General features: G+C 43.1%; 23 protein-coding genes. 17 read left to right on the forward strand and 6 right to left on the reverse strand.

From position 1 onward, the window contains the following. On the reverse strand, positions 1-611 hold a 611-nt coding region (locus tag O9139_RS19185; RefSeq protein ID WP_270881084.1), incomplete at its 3' end, for an IS110 family RNA-guided transposase. Between the two features lie 1,157 nt (positions 612-1,768). On the opposite strand from O9139_RS19185, the gene O9139_RS19190 reads away from it, so the two are divergent. Then, on the forward strand, positions 1,769-2,623 hold the full coding sequence (locus tag O9139_RS19190) for an alpha/beta fold hydrolase (protein ID WP_270881085.1): 855 nt from the start codon (positions 1,769-1,771) through the stop codon (positions 2,621-2,623). A gap of 931 nt (positions 2,624-3,554) precedes the next feature. Here the strand turns inward: O9139_RS19190 and O9139_RS19195 are convergent. Beyond that, positions 3,555-4,841, reverse strand: a complete 1,287-nt coding sequence (locus O9139_RS19195; protein WP_270881086.1) for a galactokinase — start codon at positions 4,839-4,841, stop codon at positions 3,555-3,557. A 223-nt stretch (positions 4,842-5,064) separates the two neighbouring features. Here O9139_RS19195 and O9139_RS19200 point away from each other — a divergent pair, with 223 nt between their 5' ends. Both O9139_RS19200 and O9139_RS19205 read left to right on the forward strand, forming a co-directional pair. Then, entirely contained in the window at positions 5,065-5,490 is a 426-nt protein-coding gene (locus O9139_RS19200) for an NUDIX hydrolase (protein ID WP_270881087.1), read from the forward strand. A 252-nt stretch (positions 5,491-5,742) separates the two neighbouring features. Further along, a complete protein-coding gene (locus tag O9139_RS19205; RefSeq protein ID WP_270881088.1) occupies positions 5,743-6,540 on the forward strand; it encodes a phosphotransferase family protein in 798 nt (265 codons plus the stop codon). Positions 6,541-7,204: 664 nt separating this feature from the next. Here O9139_RS19205 and O9139_RS19210 read toward each other — a convergent pair. Further along, complete coding sequence (locus O9139_RS19210; RefSeq protein ID WP_270881089.1) at positions 7,205-7,783, reverse strand: beta-class carbonic anhydrase; 579 nt, start codon at positions 7,781-7,783, stop codon at positions 7,205-7,207. A gap of 443 nt (positions 7,784-8,226) precedes the next feature. Here O9139_RS19210 and O9139_RS19215 point away from each other — a divergent pair, with 443 nt between their 5' ends. The 10 genes from O9139_RS19215 (at position 8,227) to O9139_RS33375 (ending at position 16,317) form a co-directional block, all read left to right on the forward strand. Next, complete coding sequence (locus O9139_RS19215) at positions 8,227-8,463, forward strand: hypothetical protein (protein WP_270881090.1); 237 nt, start codon at positions 8,227-8,229, stop codon at positions 8,461-8,463. 182 nt (positions 8,464-8,645) lie between these two features. Next, on the forward strand, positions 8,646-9,107 hold the full coding sequence (locus O9139_RS19220) for a GNAT family N-acetyltransferase (protein ID WP_270881091.1): 462 nt from the start codon (positions 8,646-8,648) through the stop codon (positions 9,105-9,107). Between the two features lie 650 nt (positions 9,108-9,757). Further along, positions 9,758-11,116 carry a YeiH family protein gene (locus tag O9139_RS19225; protein ID WP_270881092.1) on the forward strand — a complete coding sequence of 453 codons (1,359 nt, stop codon included), beginning with the start codon at positions 9,758-9,760 and terminating at the stop codon, positions 11,114-11,116. Positions 11,117-11,119: 3 nt separating this feature from the next. Then, positions 11,120-11,497 (forward strand): hypothetical protein, encoded by a 378-nt coding sequence (locus O9139_RS19230; protein ID WP_270881093.1) that lies wholly within the window; start codon positions 11,120-11,122, stop codon positions 11,495-11,497. A gap of 534 nt (positions 11,498-12,031) precedes the next feature. Next, positions 12,032-12,172 carry a hypothetical protein gene (locus tag O9139_RS33370; RefSeq protein ID WP_408638370.1) on the forward strand — a complete coding sequence of 47 codons (141 nt, stop codon included), beginning with the start codon at positions 12,032-12,034 and terminating at the stop codon, positions 12,170-12,172. 349 nt (positions 12,173-12,521) lie between these two features. Continuing rightward, on the forward strand, positions 12,522-13,244 hold the full coding sequence (locus O9139_RS19235; RefSeq protein ID WP_270881094.1) for a metallophosphoesterase: 723 nt from the start codon (positions 12,522-12,524) through the stop codon (positions 13,242-13,244). A gap of 516 nt (positions 13,245-13,760) precedes the next feature. After that, positions 13,761-13,931 (forward strand): hypothetical protein, encoded by a 171-nt coding sequence (locus tag O9139_RS19240; RefSeq protein ID WP_270881095.1) that lies wholly within the window; start codon positions 13,761-13,763, stop codon positions 13,929-13,931. 166 nt (positions 13,932-14,097) lie between these two features. Beyond that, a complete protein-coding gene (locus O9139_RS19245; protein ID WP_270881096.1) occupies positions 14,098-14,910 on the forward strand; it encodes a hypothetical protein in 813 nt (270 codons plus the stop codon). Positions 14,911-15,348: 438 nt separating this feature from the next. After that, positions 15,349-15,819, forward strand: coding sequence for a hypothetical protein (locus O9139_RS19250; RefSeq protein ID WP_270881097.1), 471 nt, complete (start codon positions 15,349-15,351; stop codon positions 15,817-15,819). 204 nt (positions 15,820-16,023) lie between these two features. After that, positions 16,024-16,317 (forward strand): DsbA family oxidoreductase, encoded by a 294-nt coding sequence (locus tag O9139_RS33375; RefSeq protein WP_408638371.1) that lies wholly within the window; start codon positions 16,024-16,026, stop codon positions 16,315-16,317. A gap of 695 nt (positions 16,318-17,012) precedes the next feature. Here the strand turns inward: O9139_RS33375 and map are convergent. Then, the gene (map, locus tag O9139_RS19255) at positions 17,013-17,759 is read right to left on the reverse strand and encodes a type I methionyl aminopeptidase (RefSeq protein WP_270881098.1); all 747 of its coding nucleotides are present in this window, start codon (positions 17,757-17,759) and stop codon (positions 17,013-17,015) included. Positions 17,760-17,766: 7 nt separating this feature from the next. Beyond that, the gene (locus tag O9139_RS19260) at positions 17,767-18,351 is read right to left on the reverse strand and encodes a TetR/AcrR family transcriptional regulator (RefSeq protein WP_270881099.1); all 585 of its coding nucleotides are present in this window, start codon (positions 18,349-18,351) and stop codon (positions 17,767-17,769) included. Positions 18,352-18,567: 216 nt separating this feature from the next. Between O9139_RS19260 and O9139_RS19265 the strand changes: the two genes are divergently transcribed. The 4 genes from O9139_RS19265 (at position 18,568) to O9139_RS19280 (ending at position 21,229) form a co-directional block, all read left to right on the forward strand. Next, entirely contained in the window at positions 18,568-18,978 is a 411-nt protein-coding gene (locus O9139_RS19265) for an alpha/beta hydrolase family protein (protein ID WP_270881100.1), read from the forward strand. 3 nt (positions 18,979-18,981) lie between these two features. Continuing rightward, the gene (locus tag O9139_RS19270) at positions 18,982-19,494 is read left to right on the forward strand and encodes a dienelactone hydrolase family protein (protein ID WP_270881101.1); all 513 of its coding nucleotides are present in this window, start codon (positions 18,982-18,984) and stop codon (positions 19,492-19,494) included. Between the two features lie 726 nt (positions 19,495-20,220). After that, the gene (locus tag O9139_RS19275) at positions 20,221-20,637 is read left to right on the forward strand and encodes a hypothetical protein (protein WP_270881102.1); all 417 of its coding nucleotides are present in this window, start codon (positions 20,221-20,223) and stop codon (positions 20,635-20,637) included. A 304-nt stretch (positions 20,638-20,941) separates the two neighbouring features. Beyond that, entirely contained in the window at positions 20,942-21,229 is a 288-nt protein-coding gene (locus O9139_RS19280) for a hypothetical protein (protein ID WP_270881103.1), read from the forward strand. Positions 21,230-21,748: 519 nt separating this feature from the next. On the opposite strand, the gene O9139_RS19285 is transcribed toward O9139_RS19280, so the two are convergent. After that, entirely contained in the window at positions 21,749-23,014 is a 1,266-nt protein-coding gene (locus O9139_RS19285) for an IS110 family RNA-guided transposase (RefSeq protein ID WP_270881104.1), read from the reverse strand. Positions 23,015-23,328 lie beyond the last annotated feature (314 nt).

Here is a 23,328-nt window from a genome sequence, read left to right on the forward strand (position 1 = left end):
AGAGCAAGTTCGAGTTCGTCCTTTTTTCGCTTCAAGGTGCGCCTAGCAAAGCTTGCTAGTATTTCAGGATCATCTTCGCCATCTGCAATGGCACGGAGCATATCGCGAGAAGAGAGACCCATAATATCCGAGACAACAGAACCAAGTTTAATGTTAGCTCCTTCGAGTACCTTTTGAATGCGATTGTGCTGTCTGGATCTTTCTTCAATGATACTACGGCGATACCGGACTAGTTCTCGAAGTTCGCGTTGAGTCCGATTTGGAATGAAACTTGCTTTAAGTAGCCCATGGCGGAGAAGCTTGGCTATCCATTCCGAATCTTTGACGTCTGTTTTACGACCAGGTAATGCCTTCATATGTTGAGCATTAACCACTAGAAATTCAATACCTTCAGCTTCAAGCAAGTTGACGATTGGCTTCCAAAATACGCCTGTACTTTCCATTGCAACGTGAGAACAATCATGCTGTTTAATCCAGTCAATGAGTTGTAATAGATGTACCGTTTTCGTAGAAAACGTTTGAATCTCCTTTCCTTTAGACGTTAAAATACATGCTGTAATGTTATCTTTGTGAATATCCATCCCGCATGCACGTTCAATGACAACTTCCACTTAGAAACATTCCTCTCTACGGCTAATTCGGATAAGAGGCTGGTGCAACAACCAGAGTAGGATTAATCTCCCATGAGTGCTTCCCGAAAGGGAGCGACAATCTGTGATGCACCGTGATCGTTGGAGTCAGACTAACGGTTGGGCTCTAAGGCACCATAGCGCATCGACCTTCCTCTCCCAGCCATAGTAGAAGTATTGACGAATTGATTAACCCATTTTCATCATCTGTGGTGCAGCGCTTGTGCTGCATGTATGGCTAACGGGCAGATTTGCTGAACAGATGTGCAGTTTAATTGAAGGGTTTGAATTACTTTTTACGAATAAAGATGTAAAACGATTTAAGTGGAAATGGCTGTCGGTCGACAAGGACATTTTCTCATTAAGTGTCGCTTAAATAGTGGTTTTTTTCGGGACAAGGCGCCAACAGTGGGCAGAGGGGATAATAGAAGTATCGGCAATGCTTCAAATAATTCCATCCTTATTTGCTTTTGTCACGATTCGGTTTAATGTTCATCTATCGATTTATCAAGGGTTGCTAGATGTTCCTGGCATTGAAGAAGTAATTTAATTAGCAGCTAAAAGGAAATTAAAAGGCTTGGAAAAGCGGTCTCCTTAAAAGGATTTCACTATGATGCAACTCCTAGGATTTGAGCGCGCTCCAAGCACCATGAGAGGGATCTGCCGCGTCCAGTAAGACTTCGGATTTCAGTTGTAATCTCCAACTCAGTCAAGTTTTGGACTTTTTAGACGTTGGATGCATGGCCATAAATCGAAGGGAAACCCTAGAATAAGGTCATCAAACACGTCACGATATTCAGGAAAAACTTGATCCAGAAAAGACTGAAATTGTAGTTTTGCTTGGTTTACAAATGGATACTGATCAGGTAAAATGAATTTATTCATCAAATACGTAATTACGTAATTTCGTAAATTAAAAACATAAGGTGTGAAGGCGCGTTGAGCTGAGATTACGGTGCGGAGTTTGATGCCTTAAGGGGCAGTTGACGGAGCTGGAACCCGGCGGAGCATCCGGACGCTGCCCTAGACGGGCAAGCCGGCGCATTCAGCGCTTCCAAAGAAGCGGCGTCTACCAATCGGCTTAGAGTAAAAATATTCGTAACTGAAAAATTTTCATATAGAAAGGGGATGTTGGAAAAATGGATCGATATGATTCACTTGCGTTCATGCCGGGGCCGCGCAGCAGTTCATCAAAACACAGCAAAGGCATACCAATGAGTACGATGTACGCACCCGAACGAACATCCACTCGCGGGCATACCGTTCAACTCAATAACATGGAGATGCACTATGAGGAGTACGGAATCGGAAAGCCCCTGGTGCTCTTGCATGGGTTCGGCGGTTGTGCACAGAACTGGTATCCATTTACCGCCCAGTTCTCAGAACGCCATCGACTGATCGTCGTGGATTTGCGAGGCCATGGTTACTCTACCAATCCCGAAAACAAGTTCAGCCATCGGGAAGCGGCCAGTGACGTGTTCCTGTTGCTTGACAAGCTAGGGGTGGATCAATTCTCAGCTATGGGGATGAGTTCTGGCGGGATGACACTCCTTCACATGGCAACGAGCCAACCCAAGCGCATCGACTCGATGGTACTAATTAGTGCAACTTCCCATTTCCCCGATCAGGCAAGGGCCATAATGCGCCGAGCTTCGTTTGCCACCATGCCCCAACAAGTGCAAGAAATGTATCGAGAGTGCGCAAAACGCGGTGACGCACAGATTCGAGAACTCATTTCGCAGTTCAACGCCCTGGGCGACAACTACGACGATATGAATTTCACTGCACAAGGTTTATCAACTATTACAGCCCGCACACTCGTTATACATGGTGATCGCGACCGTTTTTTTTTCGTTGAAATTCCTTTGAACATCTACCGTTCTATACCGGATGCCGCTTTATGGATTATTCCTGGCGGCGATCACGTTCCTATTTATGATCCCACGGTTCCATTTACCTCAACAGCCCTTCGATTTCTTGATGGGCCAAACTAAACGCCAGATCCCACATCCGACTGACCCTACTCCAGGAATGAGCGTAGAGCCGATTAACGATGGCGGGGCCGGGAGTTTATACGGTTCAAGACCTGGTCGATTGGCCCTTGCCCCTGTAGGCGTCGGTACGGGCAAGCAAATCGGAACCGATACTTCGGAGACGCTACCACATTGCCGGTTTCTGCCGGGAAAAGGTGTTAGGCGCGAGAGCCGATTGGTCCAAGTTGCTGCGCATGATCGCAGACCTTCAACCAGACCCTACTTATATTCAGCTTTTTGACGGTAAATCGAAAGGGAGGTGGGGCGGGCGCTCCTGAAGTACCGCTGCACGGGAGAAACGTGCGGGGGTGTCGGCGCTTCTATGAAGCGCGGTGAATAAAAATTACCGAGAAAGCGAAGTAAAGCGTCCAGACACCGGATCCATGTAGGCAAATTTGTGTCATTAGACATGCGCAGCGTAATTTTACCATTGAAATTTTCAAAACAGTGATTTCAATGAATGAAAACAAAAAATGCTTCAACAGCTAAAAACCCAGTAAACCCGTCGTCAAATTAATGGCGATGGGTTTTCGATGGGAATGGGATAAAGTTCTTGTCATTTATTGTCGAGTGACAAGAATATAGTCCGATTAATCCAGATGTGCTGAATAGATGTGCAGTTTAATTGAAGGGTTTGAATTTCTTTTTGCGAATAAAGATGTAAAACGATTTAAGGGGAAATGGCTATTGACAATAAAAATAGTATTATCAGAGCCGAGTTATACAGATTCTTGTTTGGCAAATGGCAATCCGATTCAGCTAACGAGTCACGATAGTGCAATAAACTCACGGCAACACACGCCCATTGCATGCTCCCCTTTCGCTATACAGGCGAATTATAAATAACCTTCAATATACGGGAAGCATACAATTGACGATTAAGCCAGTGAACCTACAAGAACGTATTCAAACAGACCGATCCAATTTCGCGTACGCGGATCTTGAACAGTTCCGTGCCAGTTGTACGACGGATTAGTTCCTGGTATTCCGATACCGCCACATGTGGCAGAACAGCGAGAATGACGCCGGCGAAACCTCCGCCGTGTACTCTGCAAGCACCGTCGCCCAACCGGTCGATGAAACGTTCAGTGATGGCGAGTGTAAGCGCAATCCCCTGTTCACGTGACACTGACTCTTGGTAGATGTTCTGCAGCCATTTCCACGAGGAATTACCTGAAGCGGTAATATACTTTAACACGTTTTGCCACTCGCCCGCTTTAATTGCTTCTACTTGCCGCTCGACACGGTCATTCTCATCCAGGTAATGGAGAGCCCGCAGCACCGCACGATCTCCGGTAGTTTCGCGGAGTTCCGTGAGCCGGCCGTAGATCATCTCAGCCGTCAAATCGCGGCATACCTCTACACCGAACGCTTGTGCCACTGCCCGCATCTCGTTCGGAATCGATGCATAATCCTTCGTCAGGTCAGCGTGGTTACCGCCGGTGCTGACAATGACAAGGCTGTAACCAGCTGTTTCAAAGGTACCCGCAATACGTTCGATCTGAGGCTCTGCCGGTTCCTTAAAGTCGATTGTGATCATACCGCCGTGCGAACAGGCCATCTGGTCTAGCATTCCTGATGGCTTGTTCCAATAAAGATTTTCGGCATACTTGCCAATGCGCGACATCATGACCGCATCCATCTCTCCGTTGTTATAAAAAGTACTTAGAATCTGGCAGATCAGAATTTCGAAAGATGCAGAGGAACTGAGTCCTGACGCCGGAAGGACGTTACTGCTAACGTTAGCATTGAATCCGCCGATTCGGTACCCGTGCTGCTGGAAACCGTGTGCAATACCGCGGATCAAAGCAGCCGTTCCGCCCTCGCCTGATTGAGGTTCTAGATCATCTAGATTGATGACTGACATGCCTGGATACCCTTCGGAAATTACGGAAATAACCCCGGTGTCCACGGCTGCTGCAGCCCCAATCGTATCTAGCTGAATACTAGCCGCCAGCACCTTTCCATTGTTATGGTCCGTGTGATTGCCGCCTATCTCGGTTCGACCCGGAGCACTGAAATACTTCAGTGACTCAGTATTTCCATATTGCGCGCTGTATCCTTCCTTACATCTCCGGTACCTTTCGATCTGTCGCTCTCGTTCTTCGTTGCCGTACATCCGGTCCAGTAGCTGTTGTGCTTGAGCCGAATTAAAATGCTGCTCGAATTGATCGTTCATCTTGAATATTCCTCCTGGCTCTAATTGTTTGAGTAGTAGTTATCATGTCCATTGTACCGAAAGGCAGCGCTTACAGATAGCATTTTTATGAAAGAAATCGTGCGCCACCACTAGGGAGGAATATTGATATTGATCAAGCCCTGCTCTCGTCCTCGAGATTGGTTTTGTAATTGGAACTATTTTAAAAAAAATATCTATTTTGTTAATAGGGGAGGACGTTGAAGTGGCTCCAAAACATATCGTTTCTGCGGCGACAATTGTAGTTAATGAGCGTAACGAAATATTATTAATAAAAGGACCTAAAAGAGGATGGGAAATGCCAGGAGGGCAGGTTGAAGAAGGTGAATCTTTGAAAGATGCGGCGATAAGGGAAACAAAGGAAGAGAGCGGTATAGATATAGAAGTCACGAAGTTTTGTGGTATTTTTCAAAATGTAGATGCTTGTATTTGTAACACTTTATTTTTAGGCAGACCAGTCGGAGGAGAATTAACAACAACCTCTGAGTCTTTAGAAGTAGGATATTTCCCGATCGAAACAGCATTAGATATGGTAAATTGGGGGAACTTCAAGCAAAGAATTGAGCTATGCTTGAATGAAGAACTTCATCCTTTTTATATTGAATTTTCCATTCCGCTTAAGGATTGTTAGGACGCCATAAGGCTTATTCGTCGGACAGCGTTAACCTAGCTGGGAACTATAGCTCAACAATTCTTTACGGCAGCCGACCTCAAATCGGTTGCCGTTTTTCGTTAAAGTAATTGGCAGGTTTCTTACAATAATCACCATTACAATTAACTAGATTGACCGAAGAGTACGTGAAGGAGATTGCCGGTTTTTCTTTTTACTTCATTCGATTATAATTAATTTAATTATTATTCCAAATAGAATTAGGAGTTTCTCATGGGACTGGGAGAACGGATTGGTAGAGGAAACACTGCTGATATTTATGTATTAGGATCGGATCAGGTCCTTAAAGTATTTCACGACCCGAAACTGCTGGACCTGGAGCGGGAGATCAGCTCTGTTATTGAAGAGTTGGTTGTAGATGTCCCAACATTTTATGGTACCGTTGAAACTGTCGGTCTTACAGGACTTGCTTATGAGAAGGTCTTGGGGCCTTCCATGCTGGAGATTCTGATGAGTAAACCGGAACATACTGCAGAATACGGTCGTCAGCTGGCTGAGCTTCACGCCAAGTTGCACAGAATCAAGGCAACCGGACGTTTGCAATCCATTAAAAGCCGACTGGCTTATATGATCAGTGGCATTCGTCACGGCGGCTTGGAGCCGTTTCGAGAGGCGATCATAAGCCATCTGTCAGAGCTTCCCGGGGGTGATCAACTTTGCCATGGCGACTTCCATCCTGGCAATGTGCTGTTAAGTCAGCGGGGTCCTGTAGTCATCGACTGGATGACCGCAGTATGTGGTCCAGCACAAGCCGATGCAGCGAGGACAATCTTGATACTTCGTCATGCGGTCTTACCGGCAGAGCTTCCCGAGGTTGTTATCCAAACGTTTGCTCAGCTTCGAACCGTATTGCTGCAAACGTACGAGGAAACATATCTAGATCTGACCGGCTACAGCCGGGAGGAGCTAGCTAGGTGGGAGCTTCCGCTAATGGCGGCGCGCATAGGTGAGAGCGTTCCGGAGGAGGAGCAACGCACTCTGCTCGCTATAATACAGCGGCAGCTCAGCTAGGTTACAATCACATTGAAAGTTAAATTAACGGGCACTATAGCTCAAAATTATGTAGGATTCGTTAAGTTATATAAGAGATAGGGATTTTCTTTTCGGTAGAACGTGATTTTATGGTAGATGCCCTAAAAACAATTGTTATTTCAGAATTACGTGAAAAAGGATTTAAAGGTACTTTTCCACGCTTTCGACGAATTTCAGATAAATAAATTGATATATTAACATTTCAATTCGATAAATATGGAGGGGGGGGTCAGATTAGAAATAGCAGTTCGTTCATTTGAAGGCAATTGAGGAAGGGGCAAATCAATCCAATTATTGATTTATGTCAAGATCTCTGGGAGCAAAGTCCGGTTGAATTAATTCAATCTTGCTTAGAGATGGATGGAGGGCCAATTAGTATTGAGTAGCTTCGGAATGGTGAATTATTAAATAGGGATTTTTCGAAAACAATCTATAATTTAAATAGCTTTAAGCTCAATACAGAGTTAAAAGAGATCGAAAACAATGGAATTTTAATCATAGCTAATGAGTTAATACACTTATAGTATGTTTTAATGACTAAGCTAACGGTGAACGTTAGTTTAATAAAGACAGCGGCAGTCTAAGACTTTATTTTTCAAGTCTAAGTCCGCCGCTGTTCCCATTTATAAAGTCAGTCTAATACTTATTTTTCGAAGTCTGGCGTGCTTTTATATCCGTTTTCAACGATGTCTAATTCTCCTGTTTCCGGGTCGATCACAAGTCCATGTACTGGAATATCTTTGGGAATCAGTGGGTGGTTTCGGATCACCTCGACGCTTTGGCGAACGCTTTCCGCAACCGAATCAAATCCGCGTAGCCAATCCTTGATTTTAATACCAGCATAATCAAGTGTTTCGATCGTTTGCACGGAAATACCCCGCTCGATCATCTTCTTGGTAGTAGCAGTTGCGTTTACGTGGGTCATGCCGCAGTCGTGGTGTCCAACAACGCAAACCTCATGGGCGTTCAGATCATATATGGCAACAATGATGCTTCTCATAATGCTGCCGAAGGGATGGGAAACTACCGCACCGGCTGTTTTTAAAATCTTTGCATCCCCATTCCGCAGATTCATCGCTTTTGGCAGCAACTCCGTTAGCCTGGTGTCCATGCAGGAGACAACGACAACTTTCTTGTTGGGAAGCTTTGATGTTTGATATCTCACATATTCCTTGTTTTCAACGAACCTTCTGTTATGATCAATCGTTTCATCTAAGAACATATAATCCACTCCTTTGCAACTATATAGTATAAACTATTTATAGGATGGCAGTAAAGAAGCAAAACGCAAGGTTAAGGCGATACATACGATATACAATTAATTGGTTCAGATGTATTCGAGAGGGTGACTCAGATCGGGCTTGTACCGATTATTTAGTTCGAAAGAAGATAAAAAGAACAGAAATTATTCATTATTCAGAACAAGTTTTAGATACATTTCGATGTAAGTGGAACGTTATCTTATAGAAGGAAATAAAAGCTCCTCATCGAACGGATAAAATTTTGTAACGTGACACGATAGCGCGGCGACGGAACCTATCCATCGCTTGTATAGTTTAACTCCGCTTCGCGCAACAAACGAGAAGTTGTCTACATTAGCAAAACTTGCTAAAATGTACGCCAACATCACGAATTACCAAATTACCTATTAAATCATTTCCGACTATGAATGGTTCATTTGCACCATCTGATGAGGAACTAAATAGGGATGAGGAGCTCGAGGAAAGACTAACTGATTATAGTGTTGCATCTAATGCAATTTATATGGCCTTTGCATGGTCAGTAGCTGAAGAGGCGCACGAACATGTTCGCAAGTTAGCAATTAAGCATGACGTTGGTTTTTTCAATGTCAGTAGTGATAATAGTGAAATTATTCTTCCAGATGGTTTAAAGATTGAGTAACAATCTTGAAATTACGGGGACGCTTGTTGAGCGTCATGATTTGCGGCGGCTCATTTTCGTTTGTTGAACTAAAAGGCAGTTTACTTTACTAAAAAATACTTATAGGATTTCTTGCAATTTTCTTCGTTTATGGAAATCTAAAAAGTAAATAGTGCCCATAATAGAGAGAAGGAGTGAAGATAGTGCAGAACTATTTTATTGTCCAGCCAGAGGACCCCAATTCCCAGGATGCTAAAAGTCTTATGGAGTTATTATCAGACACCCTAAAGTCCATAACTGGTGATAGCGGGAAAAAATCCTTTAACGTGACAGATATTACTGTTCCTCGTTCGTTATTTGTTATTGCACGCAATCAACAAGGGGAACCTATTGGTTGTGGAGCGATTCGTCCAATTGACACGAGTATAGCAGAATTAAAGAGAATGTATGCCAAATCGAAATCTAATGGGGTGGGCTCTGCTATTCTGTCCTATCTAGAGGAACAATCTCTGAACTTCGGATATTCTCAAATATGGCTAGAAACACGTTTAGTAAATCAAAAAGCAGTTTCGTTTTATAAGAATAAGGGCTATATTCGTATCGACAATTATGGTAAATATTTAAACCGAGAAGAGTGTATTTGTCTAGGTAAGTTATTAAACTAAGGAGAACGTTAGTTCTATGAGCCATCTGCTTTAAATAATTTGTCAGAAGCACTTCAAAACTAATTTGTAATTCAGTCAATTGGGTCATTAAAACCAGTTCAGAACTATATTTGAAATTGTTTTTTTATGAAAGGCCAGCAAACCCTTGAGTTTGCTGGCTTTTTTGCAGTAAAAAACCAATTTGTCACCAAACACCCGGAATCTGAGTACGCCGGTGCATTATTTCGCTTTGAAGAGTACTTTTTGCAATCTGATGTGTACCCAAATGGATAAAGAGGCATGTTAGGAGCAGTTACCAAAAATTATTAAAAAGTAAGAAAACCCACTTCCTTTGGAGCGGGTTTTTAGACCTTTTAGAATATTCCCAAATCTACCATCACATTATGAAGAATGAAGATTGTATCACAAATGAAGTTCTTCAATCCGTCGAGAAACATTGTAAAGAAGCTGCAACTACGTAGCAGCAAAAGTAATCTAGTATTAAGGCTGTATGTTTGATTGTTTTAAAACATAGTTGACTGATGGGGATAGTTGTATTATTCTGATGTCACGAGGAATATATTGCCATTTTACTTCAATGTGTAACTTTCATCTTTGGCTATACCGCAAGTGAGGCTATGAAGATGCGAAAATAAGGAGTGGATATGCAAATGTCTAATGTCGTTAGAACGAACCAGCTTCCGACGGGTGTGCAGCTTCCCAAACAAAGCAAGTGGGCAAGTTTGATTAGCAAAGAAGACTGGTGGACAGTGTGGATTGGGTTATTCGTAGTGGTCTTTGCAGTAGTGCTATGGGCGGCAGGTGGTTCGCTGAAAACATTCTCGCCATCCTTTAAAACTTGGTCGAATTGGACCGCCTTGTGGGCCACATTAGGCGATAACGCACTAAAGATAATTGATCTCTATGTGCTTTTACTGGTTCTATTCACCGTAGCAGCGGTAGTACTGAAAACGAGAGTCGGTCATTTTATTGGAGGATTCACCGCGTTATTTTTGCTGAGCTTGATTATCAACTTGTTTAGCTCGTGGACAATTGCAAGCAAGTACGGAATTGAGGCGCCTCTGGTGGCACTGGCCATTGGTCTGATTGTGGGGAACGTCATTCAGATTCCAGTTTGGATCGATTCGGCTTTACGTACAGAGTTATATGTGAAAGTTGGGATCATTTTATTGGGCGCGACATTGCCTTTTACGTTAATTGCCAAAGCGGGTCCTGTTGCTTTTCTGCAGGCGTCGATCATTGCAGTGATTACTTTTCTCGTTATTTTCGGCGTAGCTAAAGCGTTTGGTCTGGATAATCGTTTTGCTGCGACCCTCGGCACCGGCGGCTCCGTTTGCGGTGTTTCCGCTTCTATTGCCATTGGCAGTTCAATTCAAACCAAAAAGGAACATGTTTCTGTCACCATTTCCTTGGTTGTTATTTATGCCGTTGTCTTCATTTTTCTCCTAACCGCTCTAATTAAGGCTTTCGGTATCGAGCCCGGACCTGCCGGTGCTTGGATCGGCACGTCGGAATTTGCTGACGCGGCGGGGATCACGGCGGCCAGTTCTTTTGGAGACCACGCATTGAATACATTTACGCTTGTGAAGGTAGTAGGCCGCGATATGTTTATCGGCTTGTGGTGCTTTATTTTAGCATTTATTTCGATTACTTTTTGGGAGAAGCGTAGTGAAGGACCGAAAGCGGGAGCGAAACAAATTATCACAAGATTCCCTAAGTTTGTCCTCGGTTTCTTCGTTGCTTCTATTCTCCTTACCATCATTATTTCTAACGTATCCGCTGCTTCACAGACGGTTATTAACTCCGATGTTATTGCGCCGATCAAAGCCATTCGCACCTGGGCCTTTACGTTTACATTCCTATCCATCGGCTTAACGACGCGCTTTCGCGAGTTGACCAAGGTTGGCTGGAGGCCAGTTGTCGCATTTGGTGCCGGGGCCATAGTCAACGTTATCCTAGGATATCTATTGTCTGTCGTTATCTTTAAAAGCTTCTGGTCGGGGTTATAAGCGATGAGTCCCGGGAATAAGACGCTCAATGATACTTGCGTGCAGCGAGTAAAAGTGGTTTTCTCCAACCCGTTCATCAGGCATGAGCCTGCGAAGCGAATGAAACCGTTTTTACTGTGGAATAGATGGAAATTAAAGTTGGCGGATAAAGCTGATGAGATGAATGACAGGGCATCAAACAGGGAGAACGTTCTTGCCGCGATTGAATCCTTAAGATTGGCGCACCGTGAGTGGGACCACTATCTCATCGGAGATCGTCTGGTGTTGGAGACAACAATGTTGGAATTTGACAGAGTTGCCCGCTTATTAGAGGAGAATGGACTTCGCCAATGTGATTATGAGCTTCTCGTCGAGTATGAGCGAAAATGGGGAATGCTCTAAGCTCTATGTGTAAAAACAGATCGATTCGAAATAGATATCGGTCTGTTTTTCTTTATTAGTCATATTCGGATTCGTCGATTGGGTTGCTGGTGCCGCCCCTAAAGGCAAAAGAGAAGTGGAAAGATAGTCAAAGAAGGCAGCCGTGCCAGGGGAGTGATCGACTACATTTATTCAACCATTATAAATTTCATTCTCTGTGGTGCAGCAAAGGATGCATGGATGGCTAAGTTTTGTAAAGACAATAAATAATGACTTATTTGGGATGAGGTGATGGTATGAGGGTTTATATTTTGACCCATAAAATAAGTGTATAGTTAAAAAGGATGAAAGAAGGCTAAGTGATCGGAAGTTCTCTCTTATGAAAAATAAACTAGCATTGCAACGTAAAGGCACTCTTCAATATTTTGCTGAATGCGCGAAGGCTGCGGAAAACCTTCGGAGGATGTCCCCTCACATCATTTTTGTCGCAGGATGCGAATTTGAAAAATTACGATTCTTGCCTACGCTCAAAAAAACTAAGCAGTCATTGAAATTATTGATACTGGGGTCGAAATGAATGAAAAGCAGCTTTTACTATTAGGGAATCCATTATATTCGACGAAAACGAAAGGAACAGGTCTCGGACTAATGGTTAATTACCGAATCATTGAGACTTTGGGGGACAATTCACGTTAAGAGCAAAGTCGGGATAGGTACTAAATTCAGCGTCCTCATTTCAACGGTAGCAGGGAGTGATGAAGAATTGAAGAAAAGCTATATCAATGCACTTGGAGGAGCATCAACTTCTCTTATTATTTAGCAGAAGTAGTTCAATATTTAGCTTAGCTAAGTCTCTACTGCCACCGTTTTGACTTCTGTAAGTAGCCTCTGAATCTATCTACTATAATTTTACAAAAGAAACCGCATCCTCAATCTCTGTTTTCCAATTACAGAAAAAGGGAATAAGAAAGTTTAGAAGAATATTTTACAAATGGTATAAAATGCTTGGTTTGAGATTCAGTGGTCCACGAAAGGAATGTAGAGATTGAGAAGAACATTAGTTATAAGTGATATTCATGGTTGTTATGACGAGTTTAATAACTTATTGGCATTGGTAGATTATAAAAAGAACGAGGACTTACTGTTACTTCTTGGTGATTACGTAGATAGGGGAGCACGAAGTAAAGATGTTGTTGAGAAAGTTCTGCAACTGGTTCAGGGAGGAAATGTTATTGCGATTCGAGGAAACCATGACCAGCGATTCATTGACGTTATGACTAGCGAAGATGAAACCGTTAAAATGAAATTTTTCCAACATGGTGGACTTACGACATTAGAAAGCTATTGTGGTATATCTCTAATGGGTATGTCAGATGAAGAAAAATTACATTATGGAAAAGAATACATAAACAAGAACTTCAAGCATCATATATCTTTTTTGAATAACCTTCCATTTTACTACGAAGATAAAGAGCATATTTATGTCCATGCAGGTTTGAATCCATCCTTTGAAAATTGGCAAGAACAATCAGAATATGATTTTATGTACATCAAAGAACATTTCCTCATAAACCCTACTGTAGTTGATAAGATCGTGCTATTTGGACATACCAAAGTCATAGAGTTACATGACAAGTCCGATATATGGTTTGGTGGGGATAAAATTGGTATTGATGGCGGTTGTGCTTATGGGCATCAGTTGAATTGCCTGGAAATAAGGGAAGGCAACTATAAAACTTACTTCGCATTAGCTAACAATGCTAAATGAATAAAAAAGAAGGTTCTGATCATTCAGCTAACGGAACACGTTAGCTGAATAAAGATTCGAATGCAGGCGGCCAGACTGATCGCTTGCCTTTTTTACGTTGCGGGCAGGGAGATTAGCAGATATTGTGTTAAAGTGTGGATATTGAACGAATAAATTCCTAGAAGAGGAAGTCTTCTTGTGAAACTAAACCATCTCAATCTAACGGTTATTGATGTTAAAGCTGCAGTTGATTTCTTGGAATTTGATGGGGAATGAAATGACCCAGCGCGTTCTGGGAACGGTTCAGCCTGTCGGCCAGGGGCTTGAGATTGTTATGTAATTTATAAATAACGGGAATAACCGCCTATTGACGGTTATTCCCGTTATTTATAAATTGAGTATTACGGATCGAGTTAAGATATGGATAGCTATGTATTCTTAATCACTTCAGTTTCTGGTTGATCTACTGACAGGGGAGCTGACTTATAACTCTGGCTTGCAGCGGAGATGCGTTACGCTAACTGGCAGGTTAACGTGGTGATCACCTTGAATTATTTAATTGCACATGTAGATAAGAAAAAGGAAGATTCAATGAATATAGAAAACGAAGTTCAAATGCTAATAGAAAATCGATTGCTTCGTACTGAACAAGAGATTGTTCGATTTGAAAAATGCAGTAGCAGCGATCTTGAAAGAAAACCAAGTTGAACATATTAAAATGGATGAAAATATTGCATAAAAGAATCATAAATCATACGTCTTCGTGTGAGCACTATTTCTATGTGATTTCTCGTCCAAATCAAGCTAATAAAGAAATTGTTCTTCAACAATTAAATGAGCTTTTAGAAAATTGGAATTTGAAGGGGAGAAGCTTATGATATTTAATGCAACAAGCTATTGGTATCCAACGGACAATAATCCATTTTCAGAAGATGGAGAATATGGAGATGCTTGGTCCTGTTTTATCTATGACAAAACAATAGATAATTACTCAATTAATTATCCAAGTACAAAAGTCTATGTGCTGAGAGTATCCCCTGATGCCGATGTGAACCACAGACGATTATTCAATTTTTTGAACTATGAACTTTCCTACGGACGAAATGTCATATTAAAATTATGCGACGGTATGGATGGACAGAAACTGATTGAAGCATTTTACGATCAGCAAAGTGAACAGAATCTAATAACGGCAGAACATAGATATTTGGTTCATAGCACCACTTTGGAGGCTTGGGAACACATACAGAAGCAAGGAGCTTTGTTGTCACCCAATATATTGAAGCAGAATGGCGTTACTGTATATGAAATTGGAATAAAGCCAATGTTGGAACCCAGAGATTATTCGGACTATATAATGCTGGATGTTTTAGACGGATGCGGTGAACTTGTAGTAAATTCACGCAATTTGGGACAGGTTTGTACAGACCCGAATGTTTCTTACACTCCGGGAGTCAGATTATATTTCAGCGTTGAAAAGTTACTTGACGCCGGGTTAGGCATAAGCGACGGAGTGCATCTGTTGAAAGTAAAAGACTCTCTTCCATTGGAAAAACTTCTTGTTGATGTGATTTCAGCGGACATGTTTCCTGACATAAATATTTGGACGCCAACGACATTTACGCAAAAAGCCAATGAGCTATTTTTATCAAGGATGGAAAGTTCCGAAGGTTCTCCAAATATATAAATTCCAGTAGAGTGCGTTAAAATGTTCTACTGGGCAGTGGTTGGCCTAAAACGGTTGAGACTCCGTTCATTAGGCGCTTACTCTTGTTAAGCTTTGCCAGCTCCTTCCTCTATTCATCTCCACTTAATAGCCCTTATGCTTTGCTAAATATTCATTTTAACTTGAAATTCGCGTTCCTTTTGCTTTTCCCAAGAAAGTTTCGACGGAAGTCATGCGAACAACAACGACAAGACTAAAAAAATGAACAAAACGTGTAAGGAGTAACCCCTTATGTGTGCGAGAATCGTGAACCAAAAAAATGACATCCAAAAGATAAGACCCCTCAAAGCAGTTCAATTAGAAATGATTGATTTATTTTATGAAGAGCACATTCGGATCTTGTCTTCTTAACATATGATGACAAGAATAGGGACTCCATTAAAAGGGATGTGCGAGATCATGAAAACTCAACAACGCATCACAAGAAAGCACGGCCGTGTGAAAGTAGGACAGAAAGCATCGTCGCCTACGATCGCCGCTCAAGCAACGGCTAGCCTAGGATCACCAGTACTCGTAGTACTCAAGGACGGTTCTGTCTATTATGGCGTTATGAAAGAAGTGCAGGTTAATCAAGTTATTCTTCAAGGATTTAAAGGCGACAAGAAGGTTCCACGGAATAAAGTTAGATCTAAAGCTCATATATCAAGTTTTGGTGGTTTAGGTAACATGCTTGGGCTTCTTGGTGGCGGAGGACTTGGAGGATTGTTTGGAGGGACTTCCATAGGCGGATTACTGGGTGGTTTTGGTCAAGGTGCTGCCAAAAATGCAGGCGGGTCAGGCGGTTTGTTTGGCAACATAGGCAGCTTTATGAAACTTGGAATGGGTGCCATTTCATTTATCATGCCTTTATTTAAAGGTTTTTCGATATAATTTTTTATATTTGGATTTTTTTATATCGTATTAGACTACAGTCGCTAATGATTTTATTTGTTACGGCCAACTACTTTATATTCCTAGTTTAGAGGTTTATTTTACAGACTAAAAATCCTATTCCATATTACTTCTTTAAAGACACAAAGGGTTATATGTTGCCAGAAACTGAACTCCTAAAGGAAGCACCTTATATCCCTGCCCATCGGAAAACAAGAAACGTTAGTGTCGTTGGCCGAACAAGCAGGGCTGGATCGCCAACAAACGGTAGATATGCTCGCTAGCAAACGTTTCGGGGATGCAGTTCGAGAAGATCAGTTGGCAGCCGTTAGATTAGGAGTGCGAGGTGTTCCTTACTTTCTGGTTGACGGGCGGCACGCTATTTCAGGAGCCCAGCCTGTTAGCGCGATTACTCAAGCGCTTCTGGCTGCTCGGAGAGAAAATAAAGATTCTCAAGATGATGTAGATGGGAGTATGTGCAGCGTCGGTATCTGTTAAGGTAGACATATCTCTGTCAGTTAGATCCAACACAAAATCCGTGGTCACATACAATATCAAGTTATAGACAGTTTAATAACGTTAAGCCGCTAAAACGTGCACCTGGTTACTCAATCCGATGCGCGTTTTTTTGTATTTTGGCTTGAATGCGGCGTATAAAACCAAACAACTTCTTGTATGTATCGTAGTTATTCTTGTCTTTCCGACATCATATAAGAAGTCTTCTTGTTGATGTCGGGTGACAAGAACTTTATCTCATTCCCGACGTGGGGCAGGGAAGAGGTGAGGTCATTAGTAATCTGGTCTTATTCGTTAACTAACGGGCAGGCTAACGGAATGGGACTGCAGTAGAAATAAAGGACAAAAAATTTGCTTGATTAACGACACTCGACACCAGTGGTATCCTGCAGGAGAACAGTAATACGTCATCTGACCTAGTTATTGTCTGAGTCACTCGGCGTTTCCGAATTTGTTGCGCGGTTCACCTAAGATGAATTGTTCGCACAAAATAATAGCGTCCAAGCAGCAGCCTCATCACGATCTATGTACAATGCACACGCTGTCCCCGAACCTGCTTCGATTTGATGATGGAACGGGATATCGTTTACACGATCACCTGTAATAAATAGAGAAAGATACTATGCCGAATACGAAAAAAAGAAGTCGACCATTTCGTTGATCGACCTCTTTTTATTCTATTGCGCGGTCAAAATTTGTGGACCTTCAGCCGTGATGGCGATCGTATGCTCGTATTGGGCGGCAAGCTTGTTGTCCGTCGTCCGTGCGGTCCAGCCGTCCGGATCGATAGTCATGAAATAGGTGCCTTCGGTGATCATGGGCTCAATCGTGAACACCATACCTTCCTTGATACGGAGGCCTTTTCCGGGCTTGCCAACATGCACATAGGTCGGCTCCTCGTGCAGGTCGCGGCCGATGCCATGGGCGAGAAGGTCGCGCACGACGCCGAAAGCGTGTGATTCCGCATGCTGCTGAATCGCGCTCGTCACGTCGCCGAGCCGATTGCCGGGCCGCGCCTGCTCGATGCCCAGGTCAAGACATTCCTTCGTGACGCGCATCAACTTCTCGGCCGTCGGCGAGATCTGCCCAACTGCATAGCTCCAAGCCGAATCGCCGAGCCAGCCGTCGAGCTCCGCGACCGTGTCGATCGTCACGATATCGCCTTCCTCAAGTGGCTTATTGCTAGGGAAGCCATGCGCGATCACTTCGTTGACGGAGGCACAGGTCGCATATGGATAGCCCTTGTAGCCTTTCTGGTATGGCTTTGCGCCGTACTTCAACATAATGTCCTCGAATATACGCTCAATCTCGTAGGTGGTAATACCCGGTTTGATAAGCGGGGCGATTGTACGATGGCATTCAGCCACCACTTGGCATGCTTTGCGGATAGCCTCAATTTCATGCTTGCTTTTTAAAATGACCATGTTCGTATCAGGACTCCTTCGTAATAGCTTGCATAGCGAGTCGGGCGATTCGATCGACGTCCAGGTCGGAAATGCCCGCATAATAGTGCAGCCCACAGCAACCGACCAGCACGGCAAGCATATGGTCGACGCTGTCGTCTTCGCACTGAGCGATCAATTGGAGTGGAACATACAGCCGTTCCATAAATTTTCTTTTGGCGTGGTGTCGATCCCTTTCAGGTAAGCCTGCATAATGTTCCGCCGCCATTTTGTAGACGAGATATGCGCGGGCGTCCGACTGCCATAGCTGGAGCAGCGCTTTACAATATGTCAATAACTGCCAGTCATCCGGGGGGCTGCCGCTGATGTTCGCCCATTTTACGCTAACTTGCTCGCATCGCTCGAAGCCGCTTCTTAACACATCTTCTATTAATAAATGCCGGTTGGGGTAATAATGGTATACTGTGCCGTAGCCAAGCCCTGCCTCGCGGGCGACGTCGCGAATATCAAAGCTGCCGCCCGTGCGAAAGTAGGAGCGAGCGGCGACATCCAGGATCTGTTCTCTGCGCTGCATACGTATGAGCTCATTTTGTTCTTTGGTACGGGGGCACATGGGCGCTGAAACCTCCTTAATAAAGACCTGCAAATATGTCGATATAAAGATGATAACGCATAGGGAGGAGAAACGCAAAAGATTGTTGGTATTCGATGTGCTCCTATTTAATATTTTTTAATTTAACAGGCATATTAACGTGTAATCGTGTGAAAAATGATGAAAAAGTGAGAATACAAGAGCAAGTGCAATCTGAGTTTGTATAGGAGGTTAAAAATGATAGAACAAATTGCGGTTGTGGCAAACGCTGCTTATCCGTTGGAAGGAATCTTGACGTTACCAGGTTCTCATACTGAAAAATTCCCGGCAGTTGTATTTGTACACGGTTCCGGTGCCCTAGATAAAGATGAAACCGTAGGTGCAAACAAGCTTTTTCGAGACCTTGCGGATGGACTTGCAATTCAAGGGATTGCATCGCTTCGGTATGATAAACGAACCTTCGCTCATGGCAAGCAAATGGTTCAAGAACTCGGCGGTAAACTTTCCGTCAAAGAAGAGATCATAGAGGACGCGATTGCGGCTGTCGAAATGCTAAAAAAAGATCCCCGTATGGAAACAAATCGCATTTTCATAATTGGGCACAGCTTGGGTGGGACGCTTGCTCCCAGAATCGATGCCGAAGGCTGAGACGTGGCAGGATTAATAATCTTAGCCGGCACCTCTCGAACGCTTGAAGAAGTCATCCTAAACAAAAATGAAGATTCGATAAAGCAGCTTGAAGCATCTCAGCAAGAGATAGCCCTAAAGCATGTACAAGAACTTCAATACAAGTTTGATGGCATATCCGGCATGACGGTTGATATGGCGCAGCAGACCATTTTGTTTGGTTCTGTTTACGCTTGGTATTTTAAAGAAATGAATCAACATCCCATTAAGGATTATGTATCGCGAAGCAAAAAACCGATTTTCGCCTTACAGGGTGATAAAGATGTACAGGTTTCCATCGAAAAAGATTTCAATCGATACCGTGAAATATTAAAAGACCACCCCGATGTTACATTTAAGCTCTATCCTGGTTTGAACCATATGTTTATGAAAGCAGTGTTTGGTACGTTGAAAGACATTTGGGATGAATATAATATTCCACAATCCGTGGACAGGAATGTTTTAGACGATATTGCAAAATGGATATTATCGAAATAAGCTAAATCAAGTTTGAGTGATTACACCTCCATGCATTGTATACGACGGGGAATTATAGTTGAATACGACGCGGCGGCCGAATAAATATCGGTAGCCGCTTTATTTTATTTTTTACTTATATTTCTTAGCATATTTTTGATAACGCAACGATGCAGAATGAAACGGACTAGCGTAATTTCGAACGCTAGTCCGTTTCTGTTTGTTCATTATTCTCCTTTTTGAGCTGCTTGCTTCTCGACATGGGATTTTGACTACATATATATTTATTCTTGGAATGAAGCAACTAAACACTTCACTGAAAGCAATTGAGAACTTGATGTCATAAATAGACATCCTCTAAAATTTATTCGAGTTACAATAAGTGGACAATGGAGGTCCCAAGCAGAAGGGGTTCTTTATTCTTTCAACTTTCAACAAAATATCAGTTTATCGTGATTCTTCAACCTTTTTGCATATCAACGCAAGCATTCTTTCATTTCATGAAACTAACAGATGTTATATTATTTTGTAATACAGCTAATACGGAAGGAACGGGTTTTTATGCTATCTCAATTCCTATAAGGGATTTAAATTGGTTGATGTTCATCCATGAATAGTAAGTCCCATCACACAATGCAAACGTGTGCATGAATTTGAATACATAGAATATCAAATGCACCCTACTAAATGTAAGTAAAGCCTAATTCAGACTAACTTCACCAAATTAGAAGGGGGCCAAGAAGCTATATGTTTGATTCTTTATTCGCAAAAGTTTACTTTGCGATTTCAGGATTTAAAAAAAATGTTAAGAATCTTTCTGGGAATGATGGCATCCTAGAGAACGAAGCTGTAGCGATGACCAGAATTAATACTGATGACTTTGTGCTGTTCCTCCGAGTGGTTTCTTCTTTTTTTCAAGAAGGTCTTAGTGAAGAAGATATTCAAGCAGCCGTTGATTCTATCCGTGGATTTAATATCAATGAATTCTCAAAGATGACTTATACTTTGTATCATAACGATGAGCTTGTTGGTCTGACTATGGTTACAGTTATTGAGCAATCAAATCATCTTGCTCTATATTTTTTGACAGAAGAGAAGGTAGCGAATCTGCTACAAGAAGCAATAGCGATGTTTCAACTACCTGGAAATGAGATGCTACAATAGCGACATAAACGATCGGAGGATATTACTGTTAGGTACAGAGCAGTCTGCGTCGGCCTCGGTCATTCGATCGCGTTACTAAAACTTGTGATAATGTGAAGAATCTGAAAGGGACTAGAGGGATATGGAAGGCCCAAGTAACTCCGCGACGATCTTGGAATGCAGCGTCTTATGGACTGGGTAAGTGGCGTTTTGTAGGTGAGCGACTGTTTTTATGCATGGGTGGACAGGTATCCAATCGCTGTTACCTAAACAGGAGTATATTGTAAAGCAATGTATCTCTGTTGGCAGAAGGAGGTAGACGTTCGTGACATCCCAAATTCGGATAGAGGACGTTCGTAAAATGGTCGGTAAACAAATTATGGCACTGAAAAGAGACGGAACAAGCGTGTCAGGCAAATTGGTCAGAATTAGCGGAAACACATTGATTGTATCTCCACAAAAAGGTAAAAAAGTTCAGGTTAAAGCGATCATTCCATTGGTATTGTTTGATCTCTTAGCCATCGGCACTGAACCTTTTGCATTCGGTGGTTTTGGCGGGTTTCCGTTTGACGGCGGCTTTGGCGGCTTCGGTGGTCCAGGATTCTGGTGGTAAAATGAAGAGCTGCACCGAAGGATATATTTCGGCGCAGCCCTTTTTTTAACTTTATTATTATCTGTCAGGTGACAAGAACATTATCCCATTCCCGACGGGGGCATAGAAGAGGGTAGGTCATTTGTCATCTGGAATTATTCGTTAAACTCCCTCGGAATGATTCAGTTTCCTCACTCAAGCTCATGAATTCGCAGGATTTCACCCTATAGTAAGTGTGAAATAAGCAGCGAAGGAAGAGCTGGTAGCTGGGAGAGATCGAAAAGGGCATTAGCAAACAAAGGTGGGGGGGGCCTCACCCATAATGTTCCATATGCGCACGTCTCCACGTCGCCTTAGCGATTCTCGCTCCCATGTCTCAACGGGTCTAAGCCCTTTCATTCCTTCGTCACATCTAAACTAAGGGGTGGAGGTCGGTCTTTCTAACGGAACGGGTCTGAGCCCTTTTGCGTAACGCCTCCCGATACCCCGTGCTTCTTTTCATCCTGCGAATTCTTGAGCCGGTGAGGTATGTCTGTTTTTTTAAGCTGCTTGTGGGAAAACTCGAGATGAATCGTAGTTTTCGTTGCTTTTAGCTAAACCCACTAGCAGACGTGCCACCTTACCACATAATTTCATGATCGATTTCATCTTCTTTAGCTTCTTTTCCTCAACATTGCTGCGGTGTAAAGCCCGAACATCCGGATTCGTCATAATCATGCACATTGTCATGAGGTAGAGGAAATGACGCAGACGTGGACGGCCCCGCTTGCTAAGGACCATTGTTCCTCGCCACTTCCCAGAACTCGCTTCAGCTAGGTTTAACCCGGCATGCCGAAGCAGAGCGTTTCCATGCGTATACCCACTTAGATCACCAGCCTCACCAAGTATTCCAGCTAGACTTGTGGCATTGATGCCTCGTATTTCAAGTAGTTTTTGAGCATAAGGAATACGTTCAAGAATGAGATTCACCTCTTGCTCAATCTGTTTAAGCTGACTCTGCGCCAGGTCATATTCTTGGAGCAATTGCCCAAGGTGAAGCTTGTAAGCATGTAGTGCTTGGGTGGTGCCAACACTGGATTTTGCTAGTGAAATGAGCAAATTGGCGCGCTTAACGCCAGCATGACGCTTCACATATTGCTTCCAACCGCCTAGAACCTGCTCCGTGTTTAAACGACTGATATCTCTCGGTAAAGGGAAGAGTCTGAGTGTTGCGATTGCACTGGTACAGGTAAGGATTTTAAAGACCTGACGCAGCTCAGGGAAAACAATGTCTACCCAGCGATGAATCTGATTCACTGCACTGTTGAGACGTTTTGTGACGGTTTCACGGTTAGCCATGAGAATACGTAGTTCCTCGTATGCTTCTGAGTGAAAACGAACAGGGGAGTAGTACCCGTTTTTGATCATCTCTGCAATGACAAGCGCGTCCTTACGATCGCTTTTAGACGGTGTATTATCCCGGTTTTCTTTATTCTTTTTAACGAGATGAGGATTAACTAGAACGGCTTCAATGTCTTGCTCGACAAGCCAACGTGCAAGGCTAAACCAGTAGTGACCGGTTGGTTCCATGCCAACCATAACGTGGCTTAGTTTGTAGGATTTGAGAAGATCCTTGATCCAGCGCTCGAATAGCTTGAACCCCTCAAGATGATTACCGAATTCGAGGGGTGTTCCCAGAGCAATCCCTCGAAAGCTGACGGCGCGGGCGACATGGACTTCCTGGGCGATGTCTACGCCAACGACCAGATGATGAACGGAAATGTTTTCTATGAGTTGATTTTGTTTGTCTTGTGCCTTAAACTTCATGATAGAGCGACCTCCTAGATGGGCTTTTTGAGGCTTTTGACCTCGTGCGTAACCCCATCGTACTGAGGCGCTCGTTTTTGTTCAAACACCAAATTTTTCGTTTTACAGGAATTCTAACGGGAGTTTATTTGAGGAAAGGTTAGCAAATCATAATCCGGCGTGAAGAGAGCCAGAAGTTCGCGGATTACTTGGTAACAAAGTATCCTTGGGAATAGAGGATTGCCTTACCGAGGGAGTTTAATTACCGCTTCTTAAGGGAGGCGGTTTTCTTTTGTTCGAAAATCAAACTTTACAATAACAGAGCTGTCGGAAAA

Origin of the sequence: Paenibacillus aestuarii (assembly GCF_027789125.1) — a bacterium.
GTDB classification, from domain to species: Bacteria; Bacillota; Bacilli; order Paenibacillales; family NBRC-103111; genus Paenibacillus_E; species Paenibacillus_E aestuarii.